The following is a 22,187-nucleotide window of genomic DNA, read 5'->3' on the forward strand; positions in this document are numbered from 1 at the left end:
TGTCGGGCGAATCTCCGGTCGGTCGCTGGCCGCGGTGCGGCACGTGACTGAATGCTAGGTTGCGCACGATGCATACGTCCAATATATTTAATGCGATAAACAAATCTGTAAAACAGATCAATGGAGCTGCGCCACCTTCGCTATTTCCTTGCCGTTGCCGAGGAGCTCAATTTCACGCGCGCGGCGGCACGCCTGCACATCGGCCAGCCGCCGCTGTCGATGCAGATCCGCGACCTCGAGGACGAGATCGGCACGCCGCTCTTCGAGCGCAGCAAGCGGCGCGTGGCGCTGACCGAAGCGGGCAGGCGCTTCCTCGATCACGCGCGCGAGATCCTTTCGCGCTCGCAGGCTGCTGCCGAAGATGCGCGTCGTGCGGGGCGGGGCGAGCTCGGCGAGTTGCGCGTCGGCTTCACGTCCTCGCTGCCCTACACGACGACGCTGGCCGACGTCCTCTACACCTATCGTCGCGACTTTCCGCAGGTCGATCTGCAGTTGCGCGAGATGTTCACGGGGGACCAGTTTGCGGCGCTGCTGCGCGGTGACATCGATGTCGGTCTCGTGCGCTATCGCGGACTGGTCGTGCCCCCGGGCGTCGTGACGCGGGAGATCGGGCGGGACGGGCTGCGCCTCGTCGTCAATTCCGCGCATCCGCTTGCGGCGCGGACGGAGGTGTCGCTCGCGGAGTTTCGCGACGAGGGGTTCATCGCCTATCCGCCCGACGTCGGGACCGGAATTCCGGCGATCGTCGGCGATCTGTGCCGTGGTGCAGGCTTCGAGCCCCGTATCGTGCAGCGGGCGCGCGAAGCGACGACGCAGATCGGCCTCGTCGCGTCGGGGCTCGGTGTCGCTGTGTTACCCGCGCCGCTCGAATGCGTACAACTGCCGCGCGTCCGCTACCTGGCGATCAGCGACGAGGACGCCTACCTGTCGCTCGCCGTGGCGCGTGCGGACCGGCCGCCCAGCCCGGTAATCGGCACCTTCCTCGATGTGCTGGACAGGATTGCCGTTCCGCCGGTGTGAATGTCCCGCGGCCGGTTTGCCGGCGCCGGGGAATCCTGATAAAAGACGGCGACTGTTGCCCCGCCTGCCTGAAATCGTGCCGCACCTCGCTCCCGCCATCGTTTATGCGGACGACGCCATCGTCGTCGCCGACAAGCCGTCCGGCCTCCTGTCGCAGCCTGCGCGCGGCGAGGATCGGCAGGATTGCCTCGAACTGCGGGTGCAGGCGCGGTATCCCGATGCACTGCTCGTGCACCGGCTCGACATGGCGACCTCGGGCCTGATCCTGCTCGCGCGCGGACCGGAGATGCTGCGGCGGATGAATCACGCGTTCGCGCAGCGCACGGTCGGCAAACGTTATGTCGCCGCGGTTCATGGACTGGTCGCGGATGACCGCGGCGAAATCGACCTGCCGCTGGCCGCCGATCCGGACAACAACCCGCGACAAAGGGTCGACCATGAGCACGGGAGGCGTGCACTGACGCGGTATCGCGTCGTCGCACGCAGCGGCGAGGACGATGCCGCGATGTCGCGGGTCGAGCTGGAGCCGGTGACGGGGCGCACCCATCAGCTGCGGGTGCATCTGATGTCGCTCGGCCACCCGATTCTTGGCGACGTCCTTTACGCGCCGCCGCACAGCGCGCAGCGCCACGCGCGCCTGCACCTGCACGCCGCGGCGATCGCCTTCATCCATCCGGAGCGGCGCGTTCCGCTGACGTTCGAGAGCGCCGTCCCGTTCTGAGCGGCTGCGCCGGAGTCGACGAACTCCCGGCGCCGCGGCTCAGTTCGCCGCGCCGGCCGCGCGGCGCAGCCGCAACGCGTTCGTGACCACCGACACCGAACTCGCGCTCATCGCCAGTGCGGCCACCAGCGGCGAAAGGAGCAGGCCGGTGAACGGATACAGCAGGCCGGCCGCGAGGGGCACGCCGAGCGCGTTGTAGGCGAACGCGAAGGTGAGGTTCTGGTGCATGTTGCGCACCGTTTCGACGGAGATGCGCCGTGCGGCGGCGATGCCGCGCAGGTCGCCCTTCACCAGCGTGAGCTGTGCGCTCGACATCGCGACGTCGGTGCCGGTGCCCATCGCGATGCCGACGTCGGCGCGTGCGAGCGCCGGCGCGTCGTTGATGCCGTCGCCGGCCATCGCGACGACGCGGCCTTCGCGCTGCAGTTTCGCGACCAGATCGTCCTTGTCCTTCGGCTTGACCTCGCCCAGCACCTCCGCAATGTCCAGGCGCTTGCCGACGGCGCGCGCGGTCGTCAGTCCGTCGCCGGTCGCCATGATGATGCGGTCGATACCGTGTGCGCGCAGTTCCGCGAGCGCCTCGGGCGTCGTGGTCTTCACCGGGTCGGCGACGGCGACCAGCCCCACGGCGATGCCGTCGGCGGCGAGCATCATCACGCTCGCCCCTTCGGTGCGCAGGGCTTCGGCCTGCGCCGCAAGGGCGTGCCACGCGATGCCTTCCTCGTCCATCAGCGCGGTGTTGCCGAGCACCAACCGGCGGCCGTCGACCGTGCCGCGCACGCCGATGCCCGAGGACGATTCGAAGTCGTCGGGTTTCGACAGCGCCAGATTGCGGCGTCGCGCCTCGCCGACGATCGCGTGGGCGAGCGGGTGTTCGCTGCCCTGGTCGAGGCTCGCGGCGAGGCGCAGTACCTCGTCCGCCTCCCGGCCGGGCGCCGCGACCGTCGAGTGGAATGCGGGCCTGCCTTCGGTGAGCGTGCCGGTCTTGTCGACGATCAGGGTGTCGACGCGGCGCAGGTTCTCGATCGCCGCGGCGTCGCGGAACAGCACGCCCTGCGTCGCGGCGTTGCCGGTCGCGACCATCACCGACATCGGCGTCGCGAGTCCCAGCGCGCACGGGCAGGCGATGATCAGCACCGCGACCGCGTTGATCAGCCCGTAGGCCCACGAGGGCGCGGGCCCGAAGAGGCCCCAGCCGAGGAAGGTCAGGAGCGCGATCGCGACGACCACGACGACGAACCAGCCGGCGACGCGGTCGGCCATGCGCTGCATCGGCGCACGCGAGCGCTGCGCCTGCGCGACCATCTGCACGATCTGCGCGAGCACGGTCTGCGAGCCGATCTTCTCCGCCTGCATCACGAGCGCGCCGCTGGTGTTGAGCGTCGCGCCGATCACCTTGTCGCCTGTCGCCTTCGATACCGGCATCGGCTCGCCGGTGAGCATCGACTCGTCCACCGCGCTGGCGCCTTCGAGCACGACGCCGTCCACCGGCACCTTCTCGCCCGGGCGCACGCGCAGGCGATCGCCGGGATGGACGTGAGTCAGCGGGATGTCTTCCTCGCTGCCGTCCGCGTTGAGGCGCCGTGCCGTCTTCGGCGCGAGGCCGAGCAGGGCCTTGATCGCGGCGCCTGTCTCGGAACGCGCGCGCAGTTCCAGCACCTGCCCGAGCAAGGTCAGCGACACGATCACCGCCGCGGCCTCGAAATACACGGCGACGTGTCCGCCCATGCGGAAGGACTCGGGGAAGACGCCCGGCGCGAGGGTGGCCACCACGCTGTAGCCGTAGGCCGCGCCCACGCCGGTGCCGATCAGCGTCCACATGTTCGGGCTGCGGTTGGCGATCGACTGCGCCCAGCGCACGAAGAATGGCCATCCGCCCCAGAGGACGACGGGCGTCGCGAGGAGCAGCTCGATCCACGGGCGGGCGCCGCCGAGCAGCGGATCCAGGACGCCGCCGGACATCGCGATCACGGTGACGAGCACGGTCGCGGGTAACGGCCACCAGAAGCGGTGGCGGAAATCGGCCAGCTCCGGGTTCTCGCCTTCCTCTAGCTCGGGAATCACCGGCTCCAGCGCCATGCCGCATTTCGGACAGGTGCCGGGGCCGGTCTGGCGGACCTCCGGGTGCATCGGGCAGGTGTATTCGGTGCCCGGCGCGGCCTCCACACCGGTGGTCGCGGGCTGTGAGGCCTGTGAGGGCTGCACATAGCGCACGGGGTCGGCGCGGAACTTGTCGAGGCATTTCGCGCTGCAGAAGCGATAGTCGCGGCCCTCGAAGGAGGTGTGGTGGGGCGAGTCGGGCTTCACGCTCATGCCGCAGACCGGGTCCGTCAGCGCGGCGGAATCCGGTGTCGCGGCGGAACCGGCGTGGGCATGGTGAGGGTGGTCGGTGTGCGCCGCGTGCCCGTGATGTTCCTCGCCGTGATGTTCATGTTCGTGATGGGCGTGTGCGTGCATGGCGCGTGGTTCAGTCATGGCTGTGTTCCTTGTCGCGCGGGCGACGCGCGGCGTAGATGGACGACGGCGAACTGCAGCAGCCGTACGGCTTCGCGGCGCGGTGGGCGCGCTCGTTCTCCGCCATCCACGCGCGCAGGCGCCGCAGCAGGGCTTTCACGGATTCGAGCATGGCGCTTTTCCTCGTTCCGCACGTGGGCGATCGATCACTTCGCGGGGGCCTTGCGTGCGGGGGCCGCCGTCCGCTCCATCATCATCTGCATCATGTCCATGCGCCGTTCCATCTGCTGCATGCGCTGGGTCATGGCGTCGGGCGAGGCGCCGGATGCATCTCCGCCCATCATCCCGCCCATCATGCCCATGCCGCCTCCCATCATTCCCTTGCCGCCCATCATGTGACAGCCCATCGACGAGCCGTCGCCGGCGGCGATCTGCTGTCCCAGCATCATGTTTTCGCGCATCGTCTGCATGTGGTCCATGAGCAGCTTCTGTCGTTCATCGGGGGTTTTCGCCGCCGCCAGGGCGTCGAGCTGCGACTGCATGGTGGCGGTGTTGTCGCGCATGCGCTGGATCGTCTTTTCAGGTGCCGGAGCGGGCGTGGCCGCGGCCGGTGCCGTCGCGGCGGGGGCCTGGTCGGGGTGGTGAGCGTCGTCGGCCCAGGCCGGCGATACGGCGGCGAGCGACATTGCGAGGGCGGTGATCAGCATCGGTTTCATGAGCGTTCTCCTGATGAGTGGTCGCCGCGGCCGTCGGCGATCGGGTCGGGGTGATGCCTTGTCCGAAGTGGGAAGAAGGCCGGGGTCTGTTGTGCGTACTGTTGCCATTCGGAGCCGAAGGTCGCAGCCGCCGTGCGCTCCTCGTCTCGGGCGAGACGGACGTAGGCGACGACGAGGACGGGGAACATCGCGAGCGTGATGACCGTCGGCCACTGCAGCAGAAAGCCGGCCATGATCACGACGAAAGCCGCGTACTGGGGGTGGCGCAGGTGTGCGTAGGGCCCGGTGGTGGCGAGCGTGCCGGCCGCCTGCGCCGCGTAGAGCACCTTCCAGGCCGAGGCCAGCAGCCAGAACCCGCCTGCAATCAGGATGTTGGAAACGATGTGGAACGGTCCGAAATGCGGATTGGCGCGCCAGCCGAACATCACTTCGAGCAGGTGGCCGGCATCGTGGGCGAGGAAGTCGACACCGGGAAAGCGCGTCGCGAGCCAGCCCGACAGGAGGTAGATGGTCAGCGGAAAGCCGTACATTTCGGCGAACAGCGCGACGATGAACGCCGAGAACATGCCGAGCGTGCGCCAGTCGCGCGACGAGCGCGGCTTGAAGAAGCTCGCGGCGAACACGATGAACACCGCCGAGTTGATGGCGACCAGCGACCAGAGGCCGTAAGCGGGGCTCGATTCGGTCATTGCGCACCTCCGTCCTTCGGGCGGTCGTGGTGAGCGCCATGGCTGCCGTGGCCGTGATGCATGAACAGGTGCATCAGCGGACAGGCCAGCAGGAACAGCCAGGGGAGGATGCCCAGCAGATGCGCGCGGTGTTCGAGGGCGAGCAGGACTGCGGCAATGGCGACGAAGGCGCCGAACACCCAGCGGATGCGCCGCGTCTGCCTTGCCTCGCCGGAGGCGCTGGACACGGGAAGCTGTTTCGGGCTCATGGCGTCAATCCGAAGTTCCGATGAATTCATCATAGACCTCCGAGGGCGACGTCGCCCTGACGCGAACATTACATTCCTGTCAGTTTCGGGCGCGAATTGCGCGCAACGTGTGCGATTCGACGGAGTGCTGCTTTCGTGGAGCGTGTGCAGAGAGATGTCCGCAAAATGACATTGCGCTTAATAAAAAGTAATTTCAGGGTCATGCTCCCGTCGGGAGTGGTCTCCTAGCATTCGATCAAGGTTGCCCGCTGCAGGGCGCCTGATCCAGTCACTGCAAGGAGAAACATCATGAAAGCCACATCGATCCGCATCGTTTTCGCATCCATGCTGCTTGCCGGCTCGTTCGCGGCATCGGCGCATACGGATTACTCGGAGGCGGGATCGTCGCATTGGCTCGACGACGTCCAGGCGACGCCCGCCGCGCCGGCGACTCCTGCGGCGCGTGAGGTCCTGCGGGACAACTACGGCTCGACTGCACTCGAGAAATCCTACGACCTGAAGGATGGTTCGACCCTGCACGTCTTCAAGGACGGCAAAATGGCCATGGAGGACAAGTACGGCCGCGCCTATTCGATGGAGCAGGGGCACAGGATGGTGACCGCCGATGGCCAGACGATTGCGATGCAAGGCAACGAGGTGTGGCGCCTCGACAGTCTGCTGCCGTCGAATTTCCGCGGGCGTTAATCGGTATTTCTTGGAGGCGGCCGCGCTTGTGACCGCCGCCCCGCGCTCCCGGGAACGGCGGCCACGCCGTTCCCTCATTGCATTTCACGGTGATCGTGCCGCCAGCGGCCATGCATAAGCTCTGCAGAATTTCATCGTTCGCTTCCGTGATCCGCCCCCGTACATTTGAGCCGAAACGACGTGCTTGCAAGTCATGCGCGGCGCGTCGCGTTCACCGCCAATCCCACGCAGGAGCTCACCATGACCAGTCCGGTTTCGCCGATCGCCGATCGCGTACGCGACTTCCTTTGCCGCCTGCCGCTCGAACGGCAAGCGGGACGGCAGTTGCCCCGCCTTGCCGATGGCAGCGTGGTCGGGGACTGGTTCGGCTGCGAGCTGTCGAGCGTGTTCCAGCCCATCGTCGAGCCGTCCTCCGGCGGGGTGGTGGGCCACGAGGCCCTCCTGCGCTGCCTGGGCAGCGGCCAGCGGGACCTGTCGCCCTGGGTGCTGTTTTCCGCGAACGCGGACGACGATCGCCTCGTTGCGCTGGACCGGCTTGCGCGGACCGTGCATGCGCTGAATTTCATCGCGTCCGCGGGCGACGACGGCCTGCTGTTCCTGAACGTGCATGGCCGCCTGCTGGCGGCGGTCGCGGGCGACCATGGTGCGGCTTTCCGCAAGGTGGTCGACGCGCTCGGTTTCGCACCCGAACGCATCGTCATCGAGGCGCCGGTGGTTGCGAGCCGGCAGGCCGACCTGTTGAGCTTCGTCCTGCGCAACTATCGCCACAACGGCTTCCGCGTGGCGGTCAATATCGAATCGGTGGCGCAATGGCAGGCGTTGTCGGGCAGCGTGCCGACCGATTTCATCAAGATCGGCGCTTCCGTGCTGGCCGCGGAGGATGACGGTCCGGCTGCGCTCGAACGCCTGCGGACCCGGGCGGGATCCGCACGGGTGATCGTGACGCGGGTCGAGGAGAAGCCTGCAGTCGCCTGGCCGTCGGGCGCGCTTGCCCAGGGGCACGCCTACGGTGCGCCGGTCGCGCGCCCGGCGATGCGGCCGGGGCTATGCGTCGCGGGGGCCGGTTGAGCGATCCGCCTGGCCGAATTCCCGGCGTCGCATCCGCGTTCGGCGGCGGAGATGTGAAAACGAAACGCGGGACATGCATACTTATACGCTCGATCGACCTGATGGCCGATGACGAACGCGCGTCCGGGAGGGGCTCGGCGGTGTTCGACCTCAGCTCGGCCACGTTCCGGAAGGCAGCGCCGCAAGCATGCATGATCCCGCACCGACGACGGACGCTCCCACGAAGCCGCCACCTGCACCGGTCGGGGTCCGGGAAGCCTTCCTTTTCTGGCTGAAGCTCGGTTTCATCAGCTTCGGCGGCCCGGCGGGACAGATCGCGATCATGCATCAGGAACTGGTCGAACGCCGCCGATGGATTTCCGAGCGGCGCTTCCTGCATGCGCTGAACTACTGCATGGTCCTGCCCGGACCCGAGGCACAGCAGCTCGCCACCTATATCGGCTGGCTGATGCACCGGACGCGTGGCGGCATCATCGCCGGTGCACTGTTCGTGCTCCCGTCGCTGTTCATCCTGATCGGGCTGTCATGGATGTACGTGGCGTTCGGCGAGACCCGGCTGGTTTCCGGGCTCTTCTACGGCATCAAGCCGGCCGTGACGGCCATCGTCGTGCAGGCGGCGCATCGCATCGGATCGCGCGCGCTGAAGAACAACGTGCTGTGGGCGATCGCGGCGGCATCCTTCGTCGCGATCGCCGGATTCGATCTGCCGTTTCCGGCGATTGTCGTCGGTGCGGCGCTGGTCGGCGTGGTCGGCGGGCGCCTGAGTCCGGGGCATTTCAGCGCGGGCGGCGCCCATGGCAAGGCCGACAAGTCCTTCGGTCCGGCGCTGATCGACGACGATACGCCCACCCCCGAGCACGCGCGCTTCGCGTGGTCGCGCGTCGCCCGCGTGATCGTCGCGGGCGGATTGCTGTGGCTGGTGCCGATGGGCCTGCTGACGGCGATCTGGGGATGGCAGCATGCGCTGACGCAGATGGGGTGGTTCTTCACCAAGGCAGCGCTGTTCACCTTCGGCGGTGCCTACGCGGTGTTGCCGTACGTCTTTCAGGGCGCATCCGGGCATTACGGCTGGGTCACGCCGACGCAGATGATCGACGGCCTGGCGCTGGGGGAGACGACGCCGGGGCCGCTCATCATGGTGGTCGCGTTCGTCGGCTTCGTCGGCGGCTACGTGAAGGCCGTGTTCGGGCCCGACAGCCTGTTTCTCGCCGGCGCCGTGGCGGCTACGGTGGTGACGTGGTTCACCTTCCTGCCGTCCTTCATCTTTATCCTGCTCGGCGGGCCGCTGGTGGAGACGACGCACAACGACCTGAAATTCACCGCGCCGCTCACCGCGATCACGGCGGCCGTGGTCGGCGTGGTGCTCAACCTGGCGCTGTTCTTCGGCTATCACGTGCTGTGGCCGAAAGGGTTTGGCGGCGGATTCGACCTGATCTCGGCCCTCATCGCGCTTGGTGCGGCGGTCGCGCTGTTCCGCTTCAAGGCGAACGTGATCCACGTGATCGCCGCGTGCGCGGCCGTCGGATTCGTCCTGCTGAACTTCTGAAACATTCCCGTCCGTATTTTCGCGGTATGCTGCATTGCAGCAAAGAAATTCCCGACGGCGGGAAGGGAGTCGAACATGCTTCGGAAACGATGGTGGACGACGAAGAACGGCGAACTGCCAGCGATCAACCTCGCGCTGCAGGGCGGTGGGGCACATGGCGCCTACACCTGGGGCGTGCTGGATCGTCTGCTCGAGGAAGGCTGGAAGCTGGAAGGCATCAGCGGAACCAGCGCCGGTGCGATGAACGCCGTTGCGCTCGCGCAGGGCTGGACGCGGGGCGGAGGCGAGGGCGCGCGCGAGAGCCTGTCGAACTTCTGGGAGGCCATTGCGGGCAGTTCCCCGCTGGAACTGGACCTGCTGCACAGCCTGAATCCGGCAGGAAACGGCGCCTTGCCCAATCCCCTAGGCGTGATGCTGGGGATGACGCGGCTGCTGTCGCCCTACCAGTTCAATCCGCTGGAACTGAATCCGCTGCGCGATGTGGTCCGCACGCAGTTCGATTTCGAGTACCTGCGCAAGAAGTGTCGACTGAAGCTCTTCATTGCCGCAACGCGCGCGCAGTCGGGGAAGGTGCGCCTTTTCCGTACGGCGGAGCTGACCGAGGACATGCTGCTCGCTTCGGCATGCCTGCCGACGATGCATCATGCGGTAGAGATTGGCGGCGAGGCCTACTGGGACGGCGGCTTCAGCGCGAATCCGGCGGTCTACCCGCTGATGTACGAGTGCGACACGCCGGACATTCTGCTCGTGCTGCTCAATCCCCTGCAGATCTCCACCGCGCCGCGAAGCGCCGCGGAGATTGCCGACCGCACGGTGGAGCTGGGCTTCTCCGCGACCTTCCTGCGCGAGATGCGGATGATCGCGCACGCCCGGGCCTACCTCGAAGCGGGCAGCAACTGGGTGTCGCACGGGCGGCTCGAACGCAAGCTGATGGCCTTGCGCTTCCACATGATCGAGGCGCAGGAACTTGCCGAAACCGGGAGCGGCAGCAAGCTCAATGCTGCCCGCGCCTTCCTGCACGAACTGCGCGACCTCGGCCGCGCCCGCGCCGCGCGCTGGATTCGCACGAAGCGGCCGCAGGTCGGGAAGCAGGGGACGGTCAACCTCGGCGAGGTGTTTGCCTGAGGGGCGTGTGGCCTGCGCGGCGCGGGCCGCGCTTCCTGGGCGCTTTAATGCATTGCCTGGAGACGCTGACCCGGAGCAGGTCCTTCGAGGCGGCGCCTGTCCTCCGGGAGGGTGGGGCCTTCGAACAGCGCGAGGGAGAAATTTCCGAAGCGCTTGTTCAGGGTGACTTCCTCACCCACCCAGGGCGGCAGGATCAGCGACTGCGCTTCGTGCCCCAACTCGACTTCGGCGATGATGAGCCCCGCGTTACGGCCGGCGAAGACGTCCACTTCGAAGAGATGGTCGGCGTAGGCGACGTTGTAGCGCGTCTTTTCGACGATCCGATCGCCGCAATAGTCGAACAGGATGCGCCACGCGTCGGCGATGGGGATGGGGTATTCGAACTCGTCGCGCCCGAGCCCCTGGCGCGGCCCCTTGAGCGTGAGAAAGGCGCGATCGGCGCGGATCCGCACCCGGGTGGTCATCGCCCCGGATTCCTTTGCGACGTAGCCCTGCACGATGCGCTCGCCGGTACGGCCGTCCAGGAATCGCGAATCACAAACCAGAAACCTGCGCTCGATTTCGCGACCCATAGGGGAACTCCGCTTGCAGCAAAATCGAACTTTAGCACAGAAAATGCGGTTGTTTGTTGCGATGCAGCATGCTGAATTGGGGATCTATGCCCACGAAAAGGGCTGATCGAGCGAGGACACTCACAGCCCGTCATGCTGCCGCAGGGCAGCGAGGTTGGTGCGCCATGCGGCCAGGTCCTCATCCGCCTTGCACAACAGATGGGCCATCTTTTCCGTTGTCGCCAGGCTTCTCAAGCGGAAATTTTTGGAGCAATAGACCCCGAATCGTTGCAGTAGCCGGGCAGATTCCTCCGCGGGCAGCGATCGTGCTTTTTCGAGGTAGTCCGGAGAAGCATTGTCCGTAGTCATTTGGACCTCCTTGCACATGAAAAACCATGACAGCTTCGACACTGAGTCTAGGCGTGCGGCGGCTCCGCAGGATGAATTTATAGTTACGGCAATGCTACAAGTGCAGGTTGTTTGATGGCTTGCAAACAACATGAGAGGGCAGGTCGCGCAGATGGCGGTAAAACGGCGGATATCCGTCGCCGCCTCGCGGCCGACAATCCGGCGGTGCCTTTATCTTGCTGAAACATAAGGTGAATACGCTCGCCCGGCTTTCGATCATTTTCCCTTTCGCATCACACAGTCAGAGCCATGATTGCCAGCCCGATCCCTGATGAGCAGATGCCGACCGAGGCGGAGATACTCGGCGCGCCGGATGAAAATTACATGGACCCCAGGCAGCTCGCGTTCTTTCGAGCACGCCTGCTGCACGAGCGTGAAACCCTGCTGGACGCGGCGAGAGAAACGGCAATCAATCTGCAGCAGCAGATCGATGCCCCCGCCGATCCGATGGATCGCGCGACGCTGGAGGAAGACCACATGCTCGAGCTGCGCGTGCGTGACCGCGAGCGCAAGCACTTGCACCGGATCAACAAGGCGCTGGCGCGAATCGAGAATGGCAGTTACGGCTGGTGCGAGGAAACGGACGAGCCGATCGGCGTTCGCCGCCTGATCGTGCGCCCGACGGCAACGCTCACTCTGGAAGCGCAGGAACGGCGCGAATTGCGCCGGCGTTTCGACAGCTGAGGCTTGCCGGGGCAGGGCAGCCCCGGCGAAACGCGCATGAGGTGTCAGTGCTTCTTGCGCTTGCCCTTGGCTGCGACGGGGAGCCCGTCGAGGACCACCAGCACGTCGGCGATGCTGCGCTCGCCCAGCACCTTGAGGCCTGCGCGCAGCACTTCCGATTTGCTCGCAAGCCGGCCGGCCTTGCCCAGCGCGATCCGCAGGGACTTGATGCCCGCGTGTTCGTTTGCCGGCATCGAGAAGGAATCCCGTACCACCTTTTCGCTCTTCGGCTTCTTCGCGTGTTCCATGTCCTCGGGCTCGCGCTTCACATGTGCCTTCTTCGCGGGTTCGGCTTTCGCCTCGGCGGCAGCGGTCACGGCCTTTTGTGGCGATTTCCGGCTGGGAGCCGCTTTCGCTTCCACGCTTGCCGGTGCGGCGACCGCGGGCTTGGGCGTGGCGGCCTTGGCGGAAGTTTTCGCGCTCGGCTTTTCGGCGGTCTTGGTGCTTGCCTTGGCGGCGGGCTTGGCGGGTGCCTTGGCCCTGGCTTTCGCGGGCGTATCGACCTTGGCGATCGTCGCGACGCCGGCGTCGACTGCAGCGGCTGCCGGAGGCGTGGCGGTCGCCGGCTTTTCCTCCGCTACGGGTGCGGCGGCGGCTGCCGGGGTGGCATCCGGAATGCGGTCCGCGAGGGCGGCGTCTTCGTGCTTCAGTGCCTCGCGCAAGGCGGACCGGGTCTTGGTGTTCGTGCTCATGCTTACTCTCCTAGTTGTTCGAGAACGACTGAAACGAGTCGGTCGACTTCTTCCTGGGCCGGTGCGGCGGTTCGTCCCAACTCGTACACGGACGCTCCCATGACGGCGCTTTGTGCGTAGGCGCTGCGCTGGGAGAGTGCAGCGTCGAGCACCGGCAACGAGAAGTCGCGCATGACTTCAAGGACGTCCGCGGCGAGGGCGGTGCGCATGACGCGATTCGGCAACAGGGCGGCTCGCTGAAGCCGGCCCGACCTGATCCGTTTGAGGATCACCTTCTCGATCGCGCGGGTTGACCAGAGGTCGGTCGGGCTCGGGACGACCGGAACGATCGCGAAGTCGCACAGTTCGAGCGCACTGACCATGTGCGGATGTTCGATCGATGGCGGGCAGTCGAACAATATGAAATCCACCTCGCGCGTCGCGGTCCAGAGGGTCTGCCGGATCTCTTCGGTGTCGCCCAGGGGGCGCAGCATGCGTGCCGGAAAGGGGGCATCGGCCGGGGCCGACTCTGCCCAGCGCGTTGCGCTCTCCTGCGGGTCGAGATCTGCCACGGCGACCCGGTAGCCACGCAGCACCAGGGCGGCGGCCAGTTGCATCGTCACGGTCGTCTTGCCGGAGCCCCCCTTTTGTGAGAGCAGTGCAATGGCCTTGCTTCCGTTCATGGTGTGCGCATGTTATTACGGTAATAATTTATTATCGTGCGCATTTCAATAGCATGCAAGTAGCCATTTTGCCCTCGGTGCGGGACCTGCTGCGGCTGTACACTCGACCTCTCGCCACTCGGGTGGAACTGCTTTCCGGGACCCGGATCTCAGCGGGCGGGTGTCGATGCAGTCATGGCGATTGTGCCGCGTCCGCACACCAGATAACCGCAGGAGTGCTCATGGAGAAACCGAAGGCCCCGGATCAAAGGGATTACGACACCCGGATGTATGCCGACCTTCTCGACAGTTTCGATGAGGAACTGGAGATGGAGATCGACGATCACCGGATGGACGAGCTGCTGGGCGACATGCCGATGCGTCCGGAGTTGGAGAGCCTCACGAAGGAGCGGCGCTTCTATTTCAAGGAGCTGTTCCGGCTGCAGGGTGAGCTCGTCAAGCTGCAGGACTGGGTGGTGCACAATCAGCTGAAGGTCGTCGTGCTGTTCGAGGGGCGCGACGCTGCCGGCAAGGGCGGCGTGATCAAGCGCATCACGCAGCGCCTCAATCCGCGCGTATGTCGTGTTGCCGCGCTGCCGGCGCCGAATGACCGGGAGCGCAGCCAGTGGTACTTCCAGCGTTACGTCAGCCATCTGCCCGCGGGCGGGGAGATCGTGCTCTTCGACCGCAGCTGGTACAACCGTGCGGGCGTCGAGAGGGTGATGGGCTTCTGTACGGCCGATGAGTACGAGGAGTTCTTCCGTACGGTGCCCGAGTTCGAAAAGATGCTCGTCCGCTCCGGCATCGTACTCATCAAGTACTGGTTTTCGATCACCGACGAGGAGCAGTACGCGCGCTTCCAGATGCGCATCCGCGACCCGCTCAAGCAGTGGAAGCTCTCGCCGATGGACATGGAGTCGCGCCGGCGCTGGGAAGACTACACGAAGGCCAAGGAGGAGATGCTGGAGCGCAGCCACATCCCCGAGGCGCCGTGGTGGATCGTCGAGGCCGTGGACAAGAAGAAGGCGAGGCTCAACTGCATTCACCACCTGTTGAGCCAGATTCCTTACCACGAAGTGCAGCGCGAGCCGGTTGCGATGCCGCAGCGGGTGCATCACCCGGACTATATCCGGGAGCCGATCCCGGAAGCGATGTACGTGCCGTCGGTTTACTGAGCGTTCGGCGGGGCGGCCCGTCCGCCGGGATTAATCGTGTTGAGACGGACGCCAACGTATAATCGGCGCCCTATGGACCATTCGACCCTCGCCAACCCGTCGCACCGCCGCTCGTCGCTGTTCCTGTTCGCCATCATCGCCCTGGCGTTTGCGCTGTACCGGGTTGCCGTGATTGCGCGCCTCGGTCTCGATCCTTATGTCGATGAGGCCTATTACTGGGGCTGGGCGCAGGCGCTCGACTGGGGGTATTACTCGAAGCCGCCGGTGATCGCCGCGCTGATTGCCTGGTCCGGCGCGGTGTTCGGCGACAATCTCCTCGCGATCAAGGCGCCTTCGTTGATCCTCTACACCGGCACCGCCTTCCTGGTGCGCGAAATCGGGCGCGAACTCTTCGACGACCGCGTTGGTTTCTGGTGCGGGGTGGCCTTCCTGACCTTGCCGCTGACCGCGACCCTGTCGCTGTTCGCGAGCACCGATGCGCCGCTGCTGTTCTTCTGGGCGGCCGGCATGCTGCTGATGTGGCGTGCGCTGAACGACGGTGCGTTGCCGTACTGGGTCGGCATCGGCCTGGTCGCCGGCCTCGGGCTGATGTCGAAATACGTCATGCTCGCGTTCGGCGGTTCGGCCTTCCTGGCGCTCTTCATACGCCGCGGCGGGCCGAAGGGGAACAAGGTGCTCGGCCCCGCGATCGCCATCTTCCTCGCGCTGGCGATCTTCGCGCCGAACCTCGTGTGGAACTGGGAGCACGGTTTCCCGACCTTCCGCCACACCGCGGAAATCACGCGGCTGGGCACTCGCACCTGGAGTCCCGACGAGTTCATCGAATTCGTCGGCGCCCAGTGGCTGCTGCTCGGTCCCTTGCTGGCAGTGTGCCTGGGGTGGGCCTTGGTCCGGTGGCGCGATGACTGGGCGGATCTGCGCTTTCGTTTCCTGTTCGTGTTCGTCGTCCCGCTTCTGGTCGTCGTCGGCCTGCAGGCGCTGACCGGCCGGGCCAACGGCAACTGGGCGGCTCCCGCGCTGGTGGGTGCGACCGTCCTGACGGTTGCATTCCTCGCCCGGCGAGGGAGTCGGCGGCTCGCCGTCGCGGCCATCGCGCTAAATATCGTCGCGAGTTCGGTGCTGTATCACTGGCCGGATGTGGTCCGTCTTGCGGGCAAGGAGCTCAACGGCCGCATCGATCCCTACAAGCGCGCGCGCGGCTGGCATGAGTTCGCCGAGGCGGTGCGCCCCCGGCTCGAAGCGCATCCCGATGCCGTTCTCGTCGCGGACGAGCGCGAGTTGCTCGCGCAGCTCGTGTACAGCCTGCGGCCGAGCCGCTACGCGCGTTGGCAGCCGGATCCGCACGTGATGGACCACTATGGTCTGACCGTGCCCCTGACGACGGCGTCGGGTGATCCGGTGCTGTTCGTCTCCGAGCGGGCGGACGTCAAGGCCGTGATCGCACGTTTCGAGGCCGCGGACAAGCTCGGTGACGTCGACATCGCGGTGTACCCGAATTTTCACCGCCGGGCCTCGGTGTGGCTGTTGCGCGGATTCAAGGGCTACTGAGCGTCGCTTGACGGCGGAGGGCATGCAGCTGCCGGCGGCAGAACTCCGCGGGTGAGGGGCGGGCGGTGCATTCCCGCTGGATGGCGTGAATATCCTTTAGACGCTGCCGGCCTTCAGCGCCGTCATTGGCCGGCCGAGGGGCGCAAGGCGTAATCGGTCGTGGCCGGCAGACCCTCGCCCTGCGGTGCTTCCACGGGATGGGGCGTCGGGCGGCCGCCGCGCGGCGCAAAGCTCAGCCAGAGCGCGGCGCAATGGGGCAAGGCCATGACGACGAGGGCGACGGCCCAGCACAGCGGCTCGGGCGCATCGACGCCGTTCTGGATCAGCGTGGCGACAGCCGCAACGAGCAGGGCAAGGGCCCACTTCGCTTCCGGCGGCAGGCGCCGCCTGCCGCGCCGTGCGCTCGCGCCCGCTTTCGCGGTGACGATGAAACGCGCGTGGCGGCCCAGCAGCCCGGCCCACACACCGCACGCCACCGCGTAATTGAGGGCCATCGACGCGATGGCGGCTTCGAACGATTCGCGCCACGTGCAGCGTACCTTGGTCGCATAGACGGCGGCGCCGATGGCAGTGCGGCCCAGCACGACGGCGAGCATCAGGGCGAGGGTGCCGGGGATGGGCGGCTCGATGTAGCGCGGCCACAGCAGCATGCCGAGCGTCCAGCACACGCTCATCAGCATGACAGCGACCTGCAAGGCCTCCTGCAGCCACGGCAGCCAGCCCGCGACGAAGTGATAGCGCTGCGCCAGCGTGAGCTGGCTGTGTCCGCACAGTGCGCCGGCATGGCCCTTCAGTATTTGCATTGCTCCGAGCGCCCAGCGGCGGCGCTGGCTGCGCAGCGCGGCGAAGTTCTCCGGGGTCAGGCCGCGCCCGTAGACGCGGTCGACGTAACGCAGCTCCCAGCCATGCGTGAGGAGGCGCAAGCCGAGCTCGGTGTCCTCGCACAGCGTCCATTGGCCCCATCCGCCTGCATTGCGCAGCGCCGACGTGCGCACCAGGCACATGGTCCCGTGCTGGATGATCGCGTTGCGTTCGTTGCGGTGATGCATCCCGGCACGGAAGAATCCCTCGAACTCCCAGTTCGCGCTGCGTGCGAGCAGGTCGGATTCGTAGTCCCGGTGCGCCTGCGGCGCCTGGACGACGGCCACTTCGGGCGAAGCGAAATGGCCCATGATTTCGCGCAGCCAGAACGGCTCGACCTGGTAGTCGGCATCGACGACGCCGATGACTTCTGCGCGCGGATCGGTTCGTGCAAGGGCGAAGTTGAGCGCGCCGGCCTTGAATCCTTCGCAGGCGGGGAGGGTCCAGAAGCGGAAGCGTTCGGGGTGATGTGCGATCCATGCCTGGACCGGCCGCCACAGCGCTTCGTTTGCGGTGTTGTTGTCGATGACCAGCACTTCCAGCGCCGGCCAGTCCAGGCGCCGGAGGCTTTCCAGCGTCGCGATCACCATGTCCGGCGGTTCGTTCGAGATGGCGACATGCAGGCTGACCATGGGCACGGGGCGTTCGTCCGGCCACGGGGTCGCAGCGAAGGCGCGGCGCCAGCGGCGCGTGCCCAGCACGTCGAGCGCTTCGATCAGCTGCACGGCAAAGACCAGCAGGGACACGAGCAGCAGACCAGCGAGCGCGGCATCGATCAGGGTCGATTGCACGGGGGCGTAACTGCCGACGCCCGCCATGCCGCGCCACAGGACGAAGCTGGTCCCCGCCGCCACGGCGAGCACCGCGCTCAGGCGCGCCCACCAGTGCCAGCGCCTGAAGCGCCAGGACAGCAGCACGCCGAGCGCCAGCACGCAGCCGAGGGCCGGCATGACGCGATCCTGCCAGCCCTGATGAACCGATAGCGCGCCCCGGACCGGAATCTTCCACTGCCGGAAGGCATCGAAGAGGCCCCAATAGGGTCCGGGGCGCCCTTCCTCGTCGCGCTTCCACTGGCCGTCGAAGGCTTCGATCACGTAATAGTCGATGCCGAGGCTGCGCGCCTGGGCGATGAATTCGCGCAGGTAGCGCGCCTGTGCCTGCGGAGTGGGGATGGCGTCCCACTGCACGTCGCCATGGCTCGGCCAGCCCGTTTCGGTGATCACGACGGGTTTGTTCGGGTAGGCGGCCTTGACGCGCTTGAGTCGTTCGAGGGTGTAGGCTGCCGCCTCTTCGACCTTGACCCCTTCCCAGTAGGGGAGGATGTGGATGGCGATGAAGTCGACGTGCGCAGCGAGCTTGGGGTGCTGCAACCACATGTGCCAGGTGTCCGCGGTGGACACCGGCTTGCGCGTGCTGCGGCGCACGCGGTCGAGCGCCGCGATGAGTTCCGCTTCCGTGAGGTCCTCGCGCAGCATGACCTCGTTGCCGACGATCAGGCGCGACACGTTGCGGTGTTCGCTCGCCTGTCGCATCAGCCCCTGCAACTCCCTTTCGTTCTTCGCGCGATCCTTGCCGAGCCATGCGCCCGCCATGACGTCGAGGCCGTGCTGCGCGGCAATCTCCGGGACGTCGGGGCCTTCCGTCGAACTGTAGGTGCGGACGCGTCGGCTATGCGGGGCGAGAAGCGCCATGTCCTGCGCGACTTCCTCCGCGCTCGGGTAACGCTGCTGCGCCGGACCCTGGCCGGGCCGATAGCCGCTGTAGGTGACGCCGGGGACCCGTCCGTCCCAGTCCGGGGGCGTGACCGGGCGTTCCAGCGCAGACCATGCGAGAAGCACGATCGCGCATGCGGAGAGGGCCAGGCCGAAATCCGCGAACAGTCGGCCCAGGGTGGCAAGGAAGGCGAGAGTTGAGCGCAAGTGGGCGGGCAGGGAAAGGGGATGGTCCGCCACTATGAGATGGACTCATGACAGCCCTACTACAGCTGCATGACGGTACGGTACCGGAGGGTCACGTTTCCGGAGGCGAGTCGTTCGATGTGCTTACAGCACGGCAATGCCATCGGTGTTCGGTGCGAGCGTGGCAAGCGCGGATTCCACCGGGCGCAGCGCGCGATTGCCCGCGCCGGGCAGGACGCGCAGCCGGGTGCCGACGAATCGCCGGTAGTCGGGTTGCTTCACGGTCGTCAAGAAATGCCATTCGGCCTCGCACTGATCGGGCGTGGCGGTGACGACCATGAAGCCACGGTGGGAGGTGTCGGTGAACTTGAGCGTGTCGATGAGGCGAACCAGCCCGGCCGCCAGGGCGTCCGGGTGCTCGCTGGTGCGGTAGGTTTCCAGGCCCGGCGAGGACACCGACGCGGTGGCGAACTCCACGCCCACCGCCGTGCCCGCCGCATCCGCGAGATTGCTGGCCCAGGCGTTGTGGGTGTCACCGGCCAGGACGACGAGGTTCTTGTCCAGGTCCCGTGCGAGTCCCAGGACGGTCTCGCGGGCCGAGGGGTATCCGTCCCATGCGTCGAGGTTGTTGGGCAGTACGGGCCCGGCGATGTGCGCCTGTTCATCGGCGCTCAACGCGGTCGGCATCAGGTTCGCCTTGTCGTGCAGCGCCAGGTATTCGCTGATCCCGAGCTGGTCGAGCGCGACGGGGGCGGGGACGTCCATGCGTGCCATCAGCACCTGCTGGCCGAGTACCTGCCAGCGGGCGTCGGAACGCACGAGGGCGTCCTTGAGCCAGGCGGTCTGGGCTTCGCCGATGAGCTGGCGCGCCGGATCGTTGAGATCCCGCGAGAAGCGCGCGGTGTCGAGTTTTCCTTCGGACAGGTAGTCGCCGTAGTTCAGCTGCTTGTCGCGGGCGATCTGCCGCGTATCGAGCATGTGCAGGCTGAGGAGATCGCCGAAATCGAAGGATCGCGAGATCTTCAGCGGATCGGCCGGGTCCGGTGTGCGGATGGGGATCCATTCGTGGTAGGCCTGGACGGCGGCGGCCCGGCGTGCGAAATAGTCTCCTTCGGTATCGGGATCATGATTGTCCGCGCCTTCCCGCCACGCGTCGTTGGCGACTTCATGATCGTCCCACACGCAGATGAAGGGCAGGGCTGCGTGGACGGCCTGCAGGTTCGGGTCGCTGCGATACTGCGCGTGGCGCCGGCGGTAGTCGTCGAGGGAGAGCGACTCGTGGGGCGGATCGACTTCCCGGCCGAGGGCCTCTGCATCCTCCGATGCGTATCCGTTCCGCTGGTATTCGTAGAGGTAGTCGCCGAGGTGCACTGCGGCATGCACGCCGTCGAGGCGCGCGGCCTCGCGGTACGCGTGGAAGTAGCCCGCGGGGTAGTTCGAGCAGGAAAAGACTACCAGCTTGACCTGCGTCGGGCGGCCGACGGGCAGCGTCCGCGTGCGCCCGACCGGCGAGATCCGCGTCCCGATGTGAAAGCGGTAGAAATAGACCGTGTCCGGCGCCAGCCCCGCCGCATCGACCTTGACCGTGAAGTCCCGTTCCGGGCCGGTTGTGAACGGGCCGGCGTGAAGGATCCGGCGAAACCCGGCGTCTGCGGCGATCTCCCACATCCCCGTCTGCGTGCCGGCGGTTTCAGGTGTGATCCGGGTCCAGAGAATCACCCGGTTGCTCAGCGGATCGCCGCTGGCTACACCGTGACGGAACGGAGACGCGGCGCCGCCGGTCGACGCGTCCGTGGAGCCGGGGTTTGCCAGCGACTGGAAGCTGGACAGGGCGAGGGCGCCGGTGGCCGCGGCGGCTCCGAGGGTGACGTTTCGGATGAACTGGCGGCGACTGGGACGTTGCATTGCAGGCTCCGGACATTGGAGCATGCAGTGTTGCCGCCCTTCATGACGAAAGGATCACAGCCGGGTTGCGTTTGGGTTTCGGGCGGCGGAGCGCTTCGGTGAAGCGGCTAGCGGGGCGGCCTCGCCGTGCGTCGCGCCCGTTGCAGCGCGACCAGTTCCGACACACCCCACACGAGCGTGCTGCACAGGGAAAGCAGCGGCATCCCGACGACCCGGCGCATGATGCGTTTCATTGCGGGACCTCGCCTTTCGTCGTCGCGGACCGCCACGGATAGAGCCAGTCGTCAACGAACAGTTCGTCGATCATTCGCTGCAAATTGAACAGTTTCCATTTCATTTGCGTGACGGTGCCTGCGTTGTCGAACGTGTCCACCGTAGCAGCGAAACATGGCAATCTTGTTTAAGTTGCGTGAAGTGGTCGAGCGCACGGTGCGGCGCTGGCCGGGCACCGGATTCGGGGAGGAGATGCTGACGTGACCGACTTGCGACAGCCCGTGGGGTTTCATTCCCCGCTTCCCGAACTCAGCGAACTCGAGGACGTGATCGCGCTCGGCGGCGATCGCCTGGAAGTGCGCATCGTCTGCGAAGTCGCGGGCGAATCCGGCAGCCGGTTTCCGGTCTATGCGATCGCCCTGGGCAATCCGGACCCCGCGGTGCCTGCCATCGGATTCTTCGGCGGGGTGCACGGCCTCGAACGGATCGGCGCCGACGTCGTCATTGCGTACCTGCGGCACCTGGTGATGCGGCTGCGCTGGGATTCGACCCTGAATCGGCAGCTCGAATCGGTGCGCCTGGTCTTCATGCCCCTCGTGAACCCCGGCGGCATGTGGCTCGGAACGCGCGCAAACCCGAACGGCGTGGACCTGATGCGGAACGCGCCCCTCGACGCCGAGGAGCATGTGCCGCTGCTCGCCGGCGGACAGCGGATCAGCTCGCGCCTGCCGTGGTATCGCGGCCATCGCGACGACCCGATGGAGTTCGAAAGCCAGGCCCTCTGCCGGACCGTCGGTGCGGAGCTTCTCACGCGGGACTTCAGCATCGCGCTCGACTGCCACTCCGGCTTCGGCCTGCGGGACCGCATCTGGTTTCCCTACGCCCATACCCGCAAACCCCTCAAGCACCTCGCCGAGATGCATGCGCTGAAGGAGATCTTCCGTCAGGCGCACACCTACCATCCCTACATCTTCGAGCCGCAGAGCCATCAGTACCTCGCCCACGGGGACCTGTGGGACTACCTGCACCTGCGTGCCTGCGATGCCCCGGAACGGGTCTTCCTGCCGCTGACGCTGGAAATGGGAGCGTGGCTGTGGATCAAGAAGAACCCGCGCCAGATCTTCTCGCGCCAGGGGATCTTCAATCCCCAGATCGCGCACCGGCAGCAGCGCGTGCTGCGTCGCCACCTGTCGTTCCTCGATTTCCTCGCGCGCGCCGCATGCAGCTACCGCCTGTGGACGCCGACGGGCGAGGAGCGGGACAGGCATCACGCGCTTGCAATGGCCCGGTGGTATCAGTGA

Annotated in this window: 23 protein-coding genes; 10 read left to right on the top strand and 13 right to left on the bottom strand. The window is 66.6% G+C overall.

The window, feature by feature from the left end:
* The first annotated feature begins 120 nt into the window (after positions 1-120).
* The gene (locus GPA22_RS11830; RefSeq protein ID WP_169256271.1) at positions 121-1,020 is read left to right on the top strand and encodes a LysR substrate-binding domain-containing protein; all 900 of its coding nucleotides are present in this window, start codon (positions 121-123) and stop codon (positions 1,018-1,020) included.
* Positions 1,021-1,096: 76 nt separating this feature from the next.
* Complete coding sequence (locus tag GPA22_RS11835; RefSeq protein WP_169256313.1) at positions 1,097-1,741, top strand: pseudouridine synthase; 645 nt, start codon at positions 1,097-1,099, stop codon at positions 1,739-1,741.
* A gap of 39 nt (positions 1,742-1,780) precedes the next feature.
* Here GPA22_RS11835 and GPA22_RS11840 read toward each other — a convergent pair whose 3' ends face one another.
* From GPA22_RS11840 to GPA22_RS11860, 5 genes are read right to left on the bottom strand one after another with little or no spacing between them, the layout of a single operon-like run.
* Positions 1,781-4,216, bottom strand: a complete 2,436-nt coding sequence (locus tag GPA22_RS11840; protein ID WP_246264283.1) for a heavy metal translocating P-type ATPase — start codon at positions 4,214-4,216, stop codon at positions 1,781-1,783.
* Positions 4,209-4,367: a hypothetical protein gene (locus tag GPA22_RS11845; RefSeq protein WP_169256272.1), complete on the bottom strand. Its 159-nt coding sequence runs from the start codon at positions 4,365-4,367 to the stop codon at positions 4,209-4,211. Before GPA22_RS11845 ends, GPA22_RS11840 begins: the two co-directional genes overlap by 8 nt.
* A 34-nt stretch (positions 4,368-4,401) precedes the next feature.
* The gene (locus GPA22_RS11850) at positions 4,402-4,911 is read right to left on the bottom strand and encodes a hypothetical protein (RefSeq protein WP_169256273.1); all 510 of its coding nucleotides are present in this window, start codon (positions 4,909-4,911) and stop codon (positions 4,402-4,404) included.
* Complete coding sequence (locus tag GPA22_RS11855; protein ID WP_169256274.1) at positions 4,908-5,600, bottom strand: methyltransferase family protein; 693 nt, start codon at positions 5,598-5,600, stop codon at positions 4,908-4,910. Before GPA22_RS11855 ends, GPA22_RS11850 begins: the two co-directional genes overlap by 4 nt.
* Entirely contained in the window at positions 5,597-5,848 is a 252-nt protein-coding gene (locus GPA22_RS11860; RefSeq protein WP_169256275.1) for a DUF2933 domain-containing protein, read from the bottom strand. The genes GPA22_RS11855 and GPA22_RS11860 overlap by 4 nt, the downstream gene beginning before the upstream one ends.
* A 288-nt stretch (positions 5,849-6,136) precedes the next feature.
* Here GPA22_RS11860 and GPA22_RS11865 point away from each other — a divergent pair, with 288 nt between their 5' ends.
* The 4 genes from GPA22_RS11865 (at position 6,137) to GPA22_RS11880 (ending at position 10,271) form a co-directional block, all read left to right on the top strand.
* Positions 6,137-6,532 carry a CopK family periplasmic copper-binding protein gene (locus GPA22_RS11865; protein WP_246264285.1) on the top strand — a complete coding sequence of 132 codons (396 nt, stop codon included), beginning with the start codon at positions 6,137-6,139 and terminating at the stop codon, positions 6,530-6,532.
* 240 nt (positions 6,533-6,772) lie between these two features.
* Complete coding sequence (locus GPA22_RS11870) at positions 6,773-7,600, top strand: EAL domain-containing protein (protein ID WP_169256276.1); 828 nt, start codon at positions 6,773-6,775, stop codon at positions 7,598-7,600.
* 187 nt (positions 7,601-7,787) lie between these two features.
* Positions 7,788-9,146, top strand: coding sequence for a chromate efflux transporter (gene chrA, locus GPA22_RS11875; RefSeq protein WP_169256277.1), 1,359 nt, complete (start codon positions 7,788-7,790; stop codon positions 9,144-9,146).
* Positions 9,147-9,221: 75 nt separating this feature from the next.
* Entirely contained in the window at positions 9,222-10,271 is a 1,050-nt protein-coding gene (locus tag GPA22_RS11880; RefSeq protein WP_169256278.1) for a patatin-like phospholipase family protein, read from the top strand.
* Between the two features lie 44 nt (positions 10,272-10,315).
* Here the strand turns inward: GPA22_RS11880 and GPA22_RS11885 are convergent, their stop codons facing one another.
* Complete coding sequence (locus GPA22_RS11885) at positions 10,316-10,843, bottom strand: CYTH domain-containing protein (RefSeq protein WP_169256279.1); 528 nt, start codon at positions 10,841-10,843, stop codon at positions 10,316-10,318.
* 120 nt (positions 10,844-10,963) lie between these two features.
* Positions 10,964-11,191: a hypothetical protein gene (locus tag GPA22_RS11890; RefSeq protein ID WP_169256280.1), complete on the bottom strand. Its 228-nt coding sequence runs from the start codon at positions 11,189-11,191 to the stop codon at positions 10,964-10,966.
* Positions 11,192-11,479: 288 nt separating this feature from the next.
* Here GPA22_RS11890 and dksA point away from each other — a divergent pair, with 288 nt between their 5' ends.
* Positions 11,480-11,914 carry an RNA polymerase-binding protein DksA gene (dksA, locus tag GPA22_RS11895; protein WP_169256281.1) on the top strand — a complete coding sequence of 145 codons (435 nt, stop codon included), beginning with the start codon at positions 11,480-11,482 and terminating at the stop codon, positions 11,912-11,914.
* 44 nt (positions 11,915-11,958) lie between these two features.
* Here dksA and GPA22_RS11900 read toward each other — a convergent pair whose 3' ends face one another.
* On the bottom strand, positions 11,959-12,645 hold the full coding sequence (locus GPA22_RS11900) for a hypothetical protein (protein ID WP_169256282.1): 687 nt from the start codon (positions 12,643-12,645) through the stop codon (positions 11,959-11,961).
* Between the two features lie 2 nt (positions 12,646-12,647).
* The gene (gene parA / locus GPA22_RS11905) at positions 12,648-13,307 is read right to left on the bottom strand and encodes a ParA family partition ATPase (protein ID WP_169256283.1); all 660 of its coding nucleotides are present in this window, start codon (positions 13,305-13,307) and stop codon (positions 12,648-12,650) included.
* Between the two features lie 221 nt (positions 13,308-13,528).
* On the opposite strand from parA, the gene ppk2 reads away from it, so the two are divergent.
* Positions 13,529-14,461, top strand: a complete 933-nt coding sequence (gene ppk2, locus GPA22_RS11910; RefSeq protein ID WP_169256284.1) for a polyphosphate kinase 2 — start codon at positions 13,529-13,531, stop codon at positions 14,459-14,461.
* 72 nt (positions 14,462-14,533) lie between these two features.
* Positions 14,534-16,009 carry an ArnT family glycosyltransferase gene (locus GPA22_RS11915; RefSeq protein ID WP_169256285.1) on the top strand — a complete coding sequence of 492 codons (1,476 nt, stop codon included), beginning with the start codon at positions 14,534-14,536 and terminating at the stop codon, positions 16,007-16,009.
* A gap of 122 nt (positions 16,010-16,131) precedes the next feature.
* Here GPA22_RS11915 and GPA22_RS11920 read toward each other — a convergent pair whose 3' ends face one another.
* From GPA22_RS11920 to GPA22_RS11930, 4 genes are all read right to left on the bottom strand, one after another.
* A complete protein-coding gene (locus tag GPA22_RS11920) occupies positions 16,132-18,822 on the bottom strand; it encodes a glycosyltransferase family 2 protein (protein ID WP_169256286.1) in 2,691 nt (896 codons plus the stop codon).
* Between the two features lie 90 nt (positions 18,823-18,912).
* Positions 18,913-20,673 (bottom strand): alkaline phosphatase D family protein, encoded by a 1,761-nt coding sequence (locus tag GPA22_RS11925; protein WP_169256287.1) that lies wholly within the window; start codon positions 20,671-20,673, stop codon positions 18,913-18,915.
* Positions 20,674-20,780: 107 nt separating this feature from the next.
* On the bottom strand, positions 20,781-20,906 hold the full coding sequence (locus tag GPA22_RS22945; protein WP_281374125.1) for a hypothetical protein: 126 nt from the start codon (positions 20,904-20,906) through the stop codon (positions 20,781-20,783).
* The gene (locus tag GPA22_RS11930; RefSeq protein ID WP_169256288.1) at positions 20,903-21,046 is read right to left on the bottom strand and encodes a hypothetical protein; all 144 of its coding nucleotides are present in this window, start codon (positions 21,044-21,046) and stop codon (positions 20,903-20,905) included. The genes GPA22_RS22945 and GPA22_RS11930 overlap by 4 nt, the downstream gene beginning before the upstream one ends.
* A 100-nt stretch (positions 21,047-21,146) precedes the next feature.
* On the opposite strand from GPA22_RS11930, the gene GPA22_RS11935 reads away from it, so the two are divergent.
* Entirely contained in the window at positions 21,147-22,187 is a 1,041-nt protein-coding gene (locus GPA22_RS11935) for a M14 family zinc carboxypeptidase (RefSeq protein ID WP_343036025.1), read from the top strand.

The organism is Aromatoleum toluvorans (assembly GCF_012910905.1).
Lineage (GTDB): Bacteria > Pseudomonadota > Gammaproteobacteria > Burkholderiales > Rhodocyclaceae > Aromatoleum > Aromatoleum toluvorans.

Excerpts from the sequence above, each read along its gene's own strand:
- dksA (WP_169256281.1), top strand. The coding sequence starts at position 11,480 with ATGATTGCCAGCCCGATCCCTGATGAGCAGATGCCGACCGAGGCGGAG.
- chrA (WP_169256277.1), top strand. The coding sequence starts at position 7,788 with ATGCATGATCCCGCACCGACGACGGACGCTCCCACGAAGCCGCCACCT.
- GPA22_RS11830 (WP_169256271.1), top strand. The coding sequence starts at position 121 with ATGGAGCTGCGCCACCTTCGCTATTTCCTTGCCGTTGCCGAGGAGCTC.
- GPA22_RS11840 (WP_246264283.1), bottom strand. The coding sequence starts at position 4,216 with ATGACTGAACCACGCGCCATGCACGCACACGCCCATCACGAACATGAA.
- GPA22_RS11850 (WP_169256273.1), bottom strand. The coding sequence starts at position 4,911 with ATGAAACCGATGCTGATCACCGCCCTCGCAATGTCGCTCGCCGCCGTA.
- GPA22_RS22945 (WP_281374125.1), bottom strand. The coding sequence starts at position 20,906 with ATGAAACGCATCATGCGCCGGGTCGTCGGGATGCCGCTGCTTTCCCTG.
- GPA22_RS11865 (WP_246264285.1), top strand. The coding sequence starts at position 6,137 with ATGAAAGCCACATCGATCCGCATCGTTTTCGCATCCATGCTGCTTGCC.
- ppk2 (WP_169256284.1), top strand. The coding sequence starts at position 13,529 with ATGGAGAAACCGAAGGCCCCGGATCAAAGGGATTACGACACCCGGATG.
- GPA22_RS11845 (WP_169256272.1), bottom strand. The coding sequence starts at position 4,367 with ATGCTCGAATCCGTGAAAGCCCTGCTGCGGCGCCTGCGCGCGTGGATG.
- GPA22_RS11925 (WP_169256287.1), bottom strand. The coding sequence starts at position 20,673 with ATGCAACGTCCCAGTCGCCGCCAGTTCATCCGAAACGTCACCCTCGGA.
- GPA22_RS11885 (WP_169256279.1), bottom strand. The coding sequence starts at position 10,843 with ATGGGTCGCGAAATCGAGCGCAGGTTTCTGGTTTGTGATTCGCGATTC.
- GPA22_RS11890 (WP_169256280.1), bottom strand. The coding sequence starts at position 11,191 with ATGACTACGGACAATGCTTCTCCGGACTACCTCGAAAAAGCACGATCG.
- parA (WP_169256283.1), bottom strand. The coding sequence starts at position 13,307 with ATGAACGGAAGCAAGGCCATTGCACTGCTCTCACAAAAGGGGGGCTCC.
- GPA22_RS11860 (WP_169256275.1), bottom strand. The coding sequence starts at position 5,848 with ATGAGCCCGAAACAGCTTCCCGTGTCCAGCGCCTCCGGCGAGGCAAGG.
- GPA22_RS11900 (WP_169256282.1), bottom strand. The coding sequence starts at position 12,645 with ATGAGCACGAACACCAAGACCCGGTCCGCCTTGCGCGAGGCACTGAAG.
- GPA22_RS11855 (WP_169256274.1), bottom strand. The coding sequence starts at position 5,600 with ATGACCGAATCGAGCCCCGCTTACGGCCTCTGGTCGCTGGTCGCCATC.
- GPA22_RS11880 (WP_169256278.1), top strand. The coding sequence starts at position 9,222 with ATGCTTCGGAAACGATGGTGGACGACGAAGAACGGCGAACTGCCAGCG.
- GPA22_RS11870 (WP_169256276.1), top strand. The coding sequence starts at position 6,773 with ATGACCAGTCCGGTTTCGCCGATCGCCGATCGCGTACGCGACTTCCTT.
- GPA22_RS11915 (WP_169256285.1), top strand. The coding sequence starts at position 14,534 with ATGGACCATTCGACCCTCGCCAACCCGTCGCACCGCCGCTCGTCGCTG.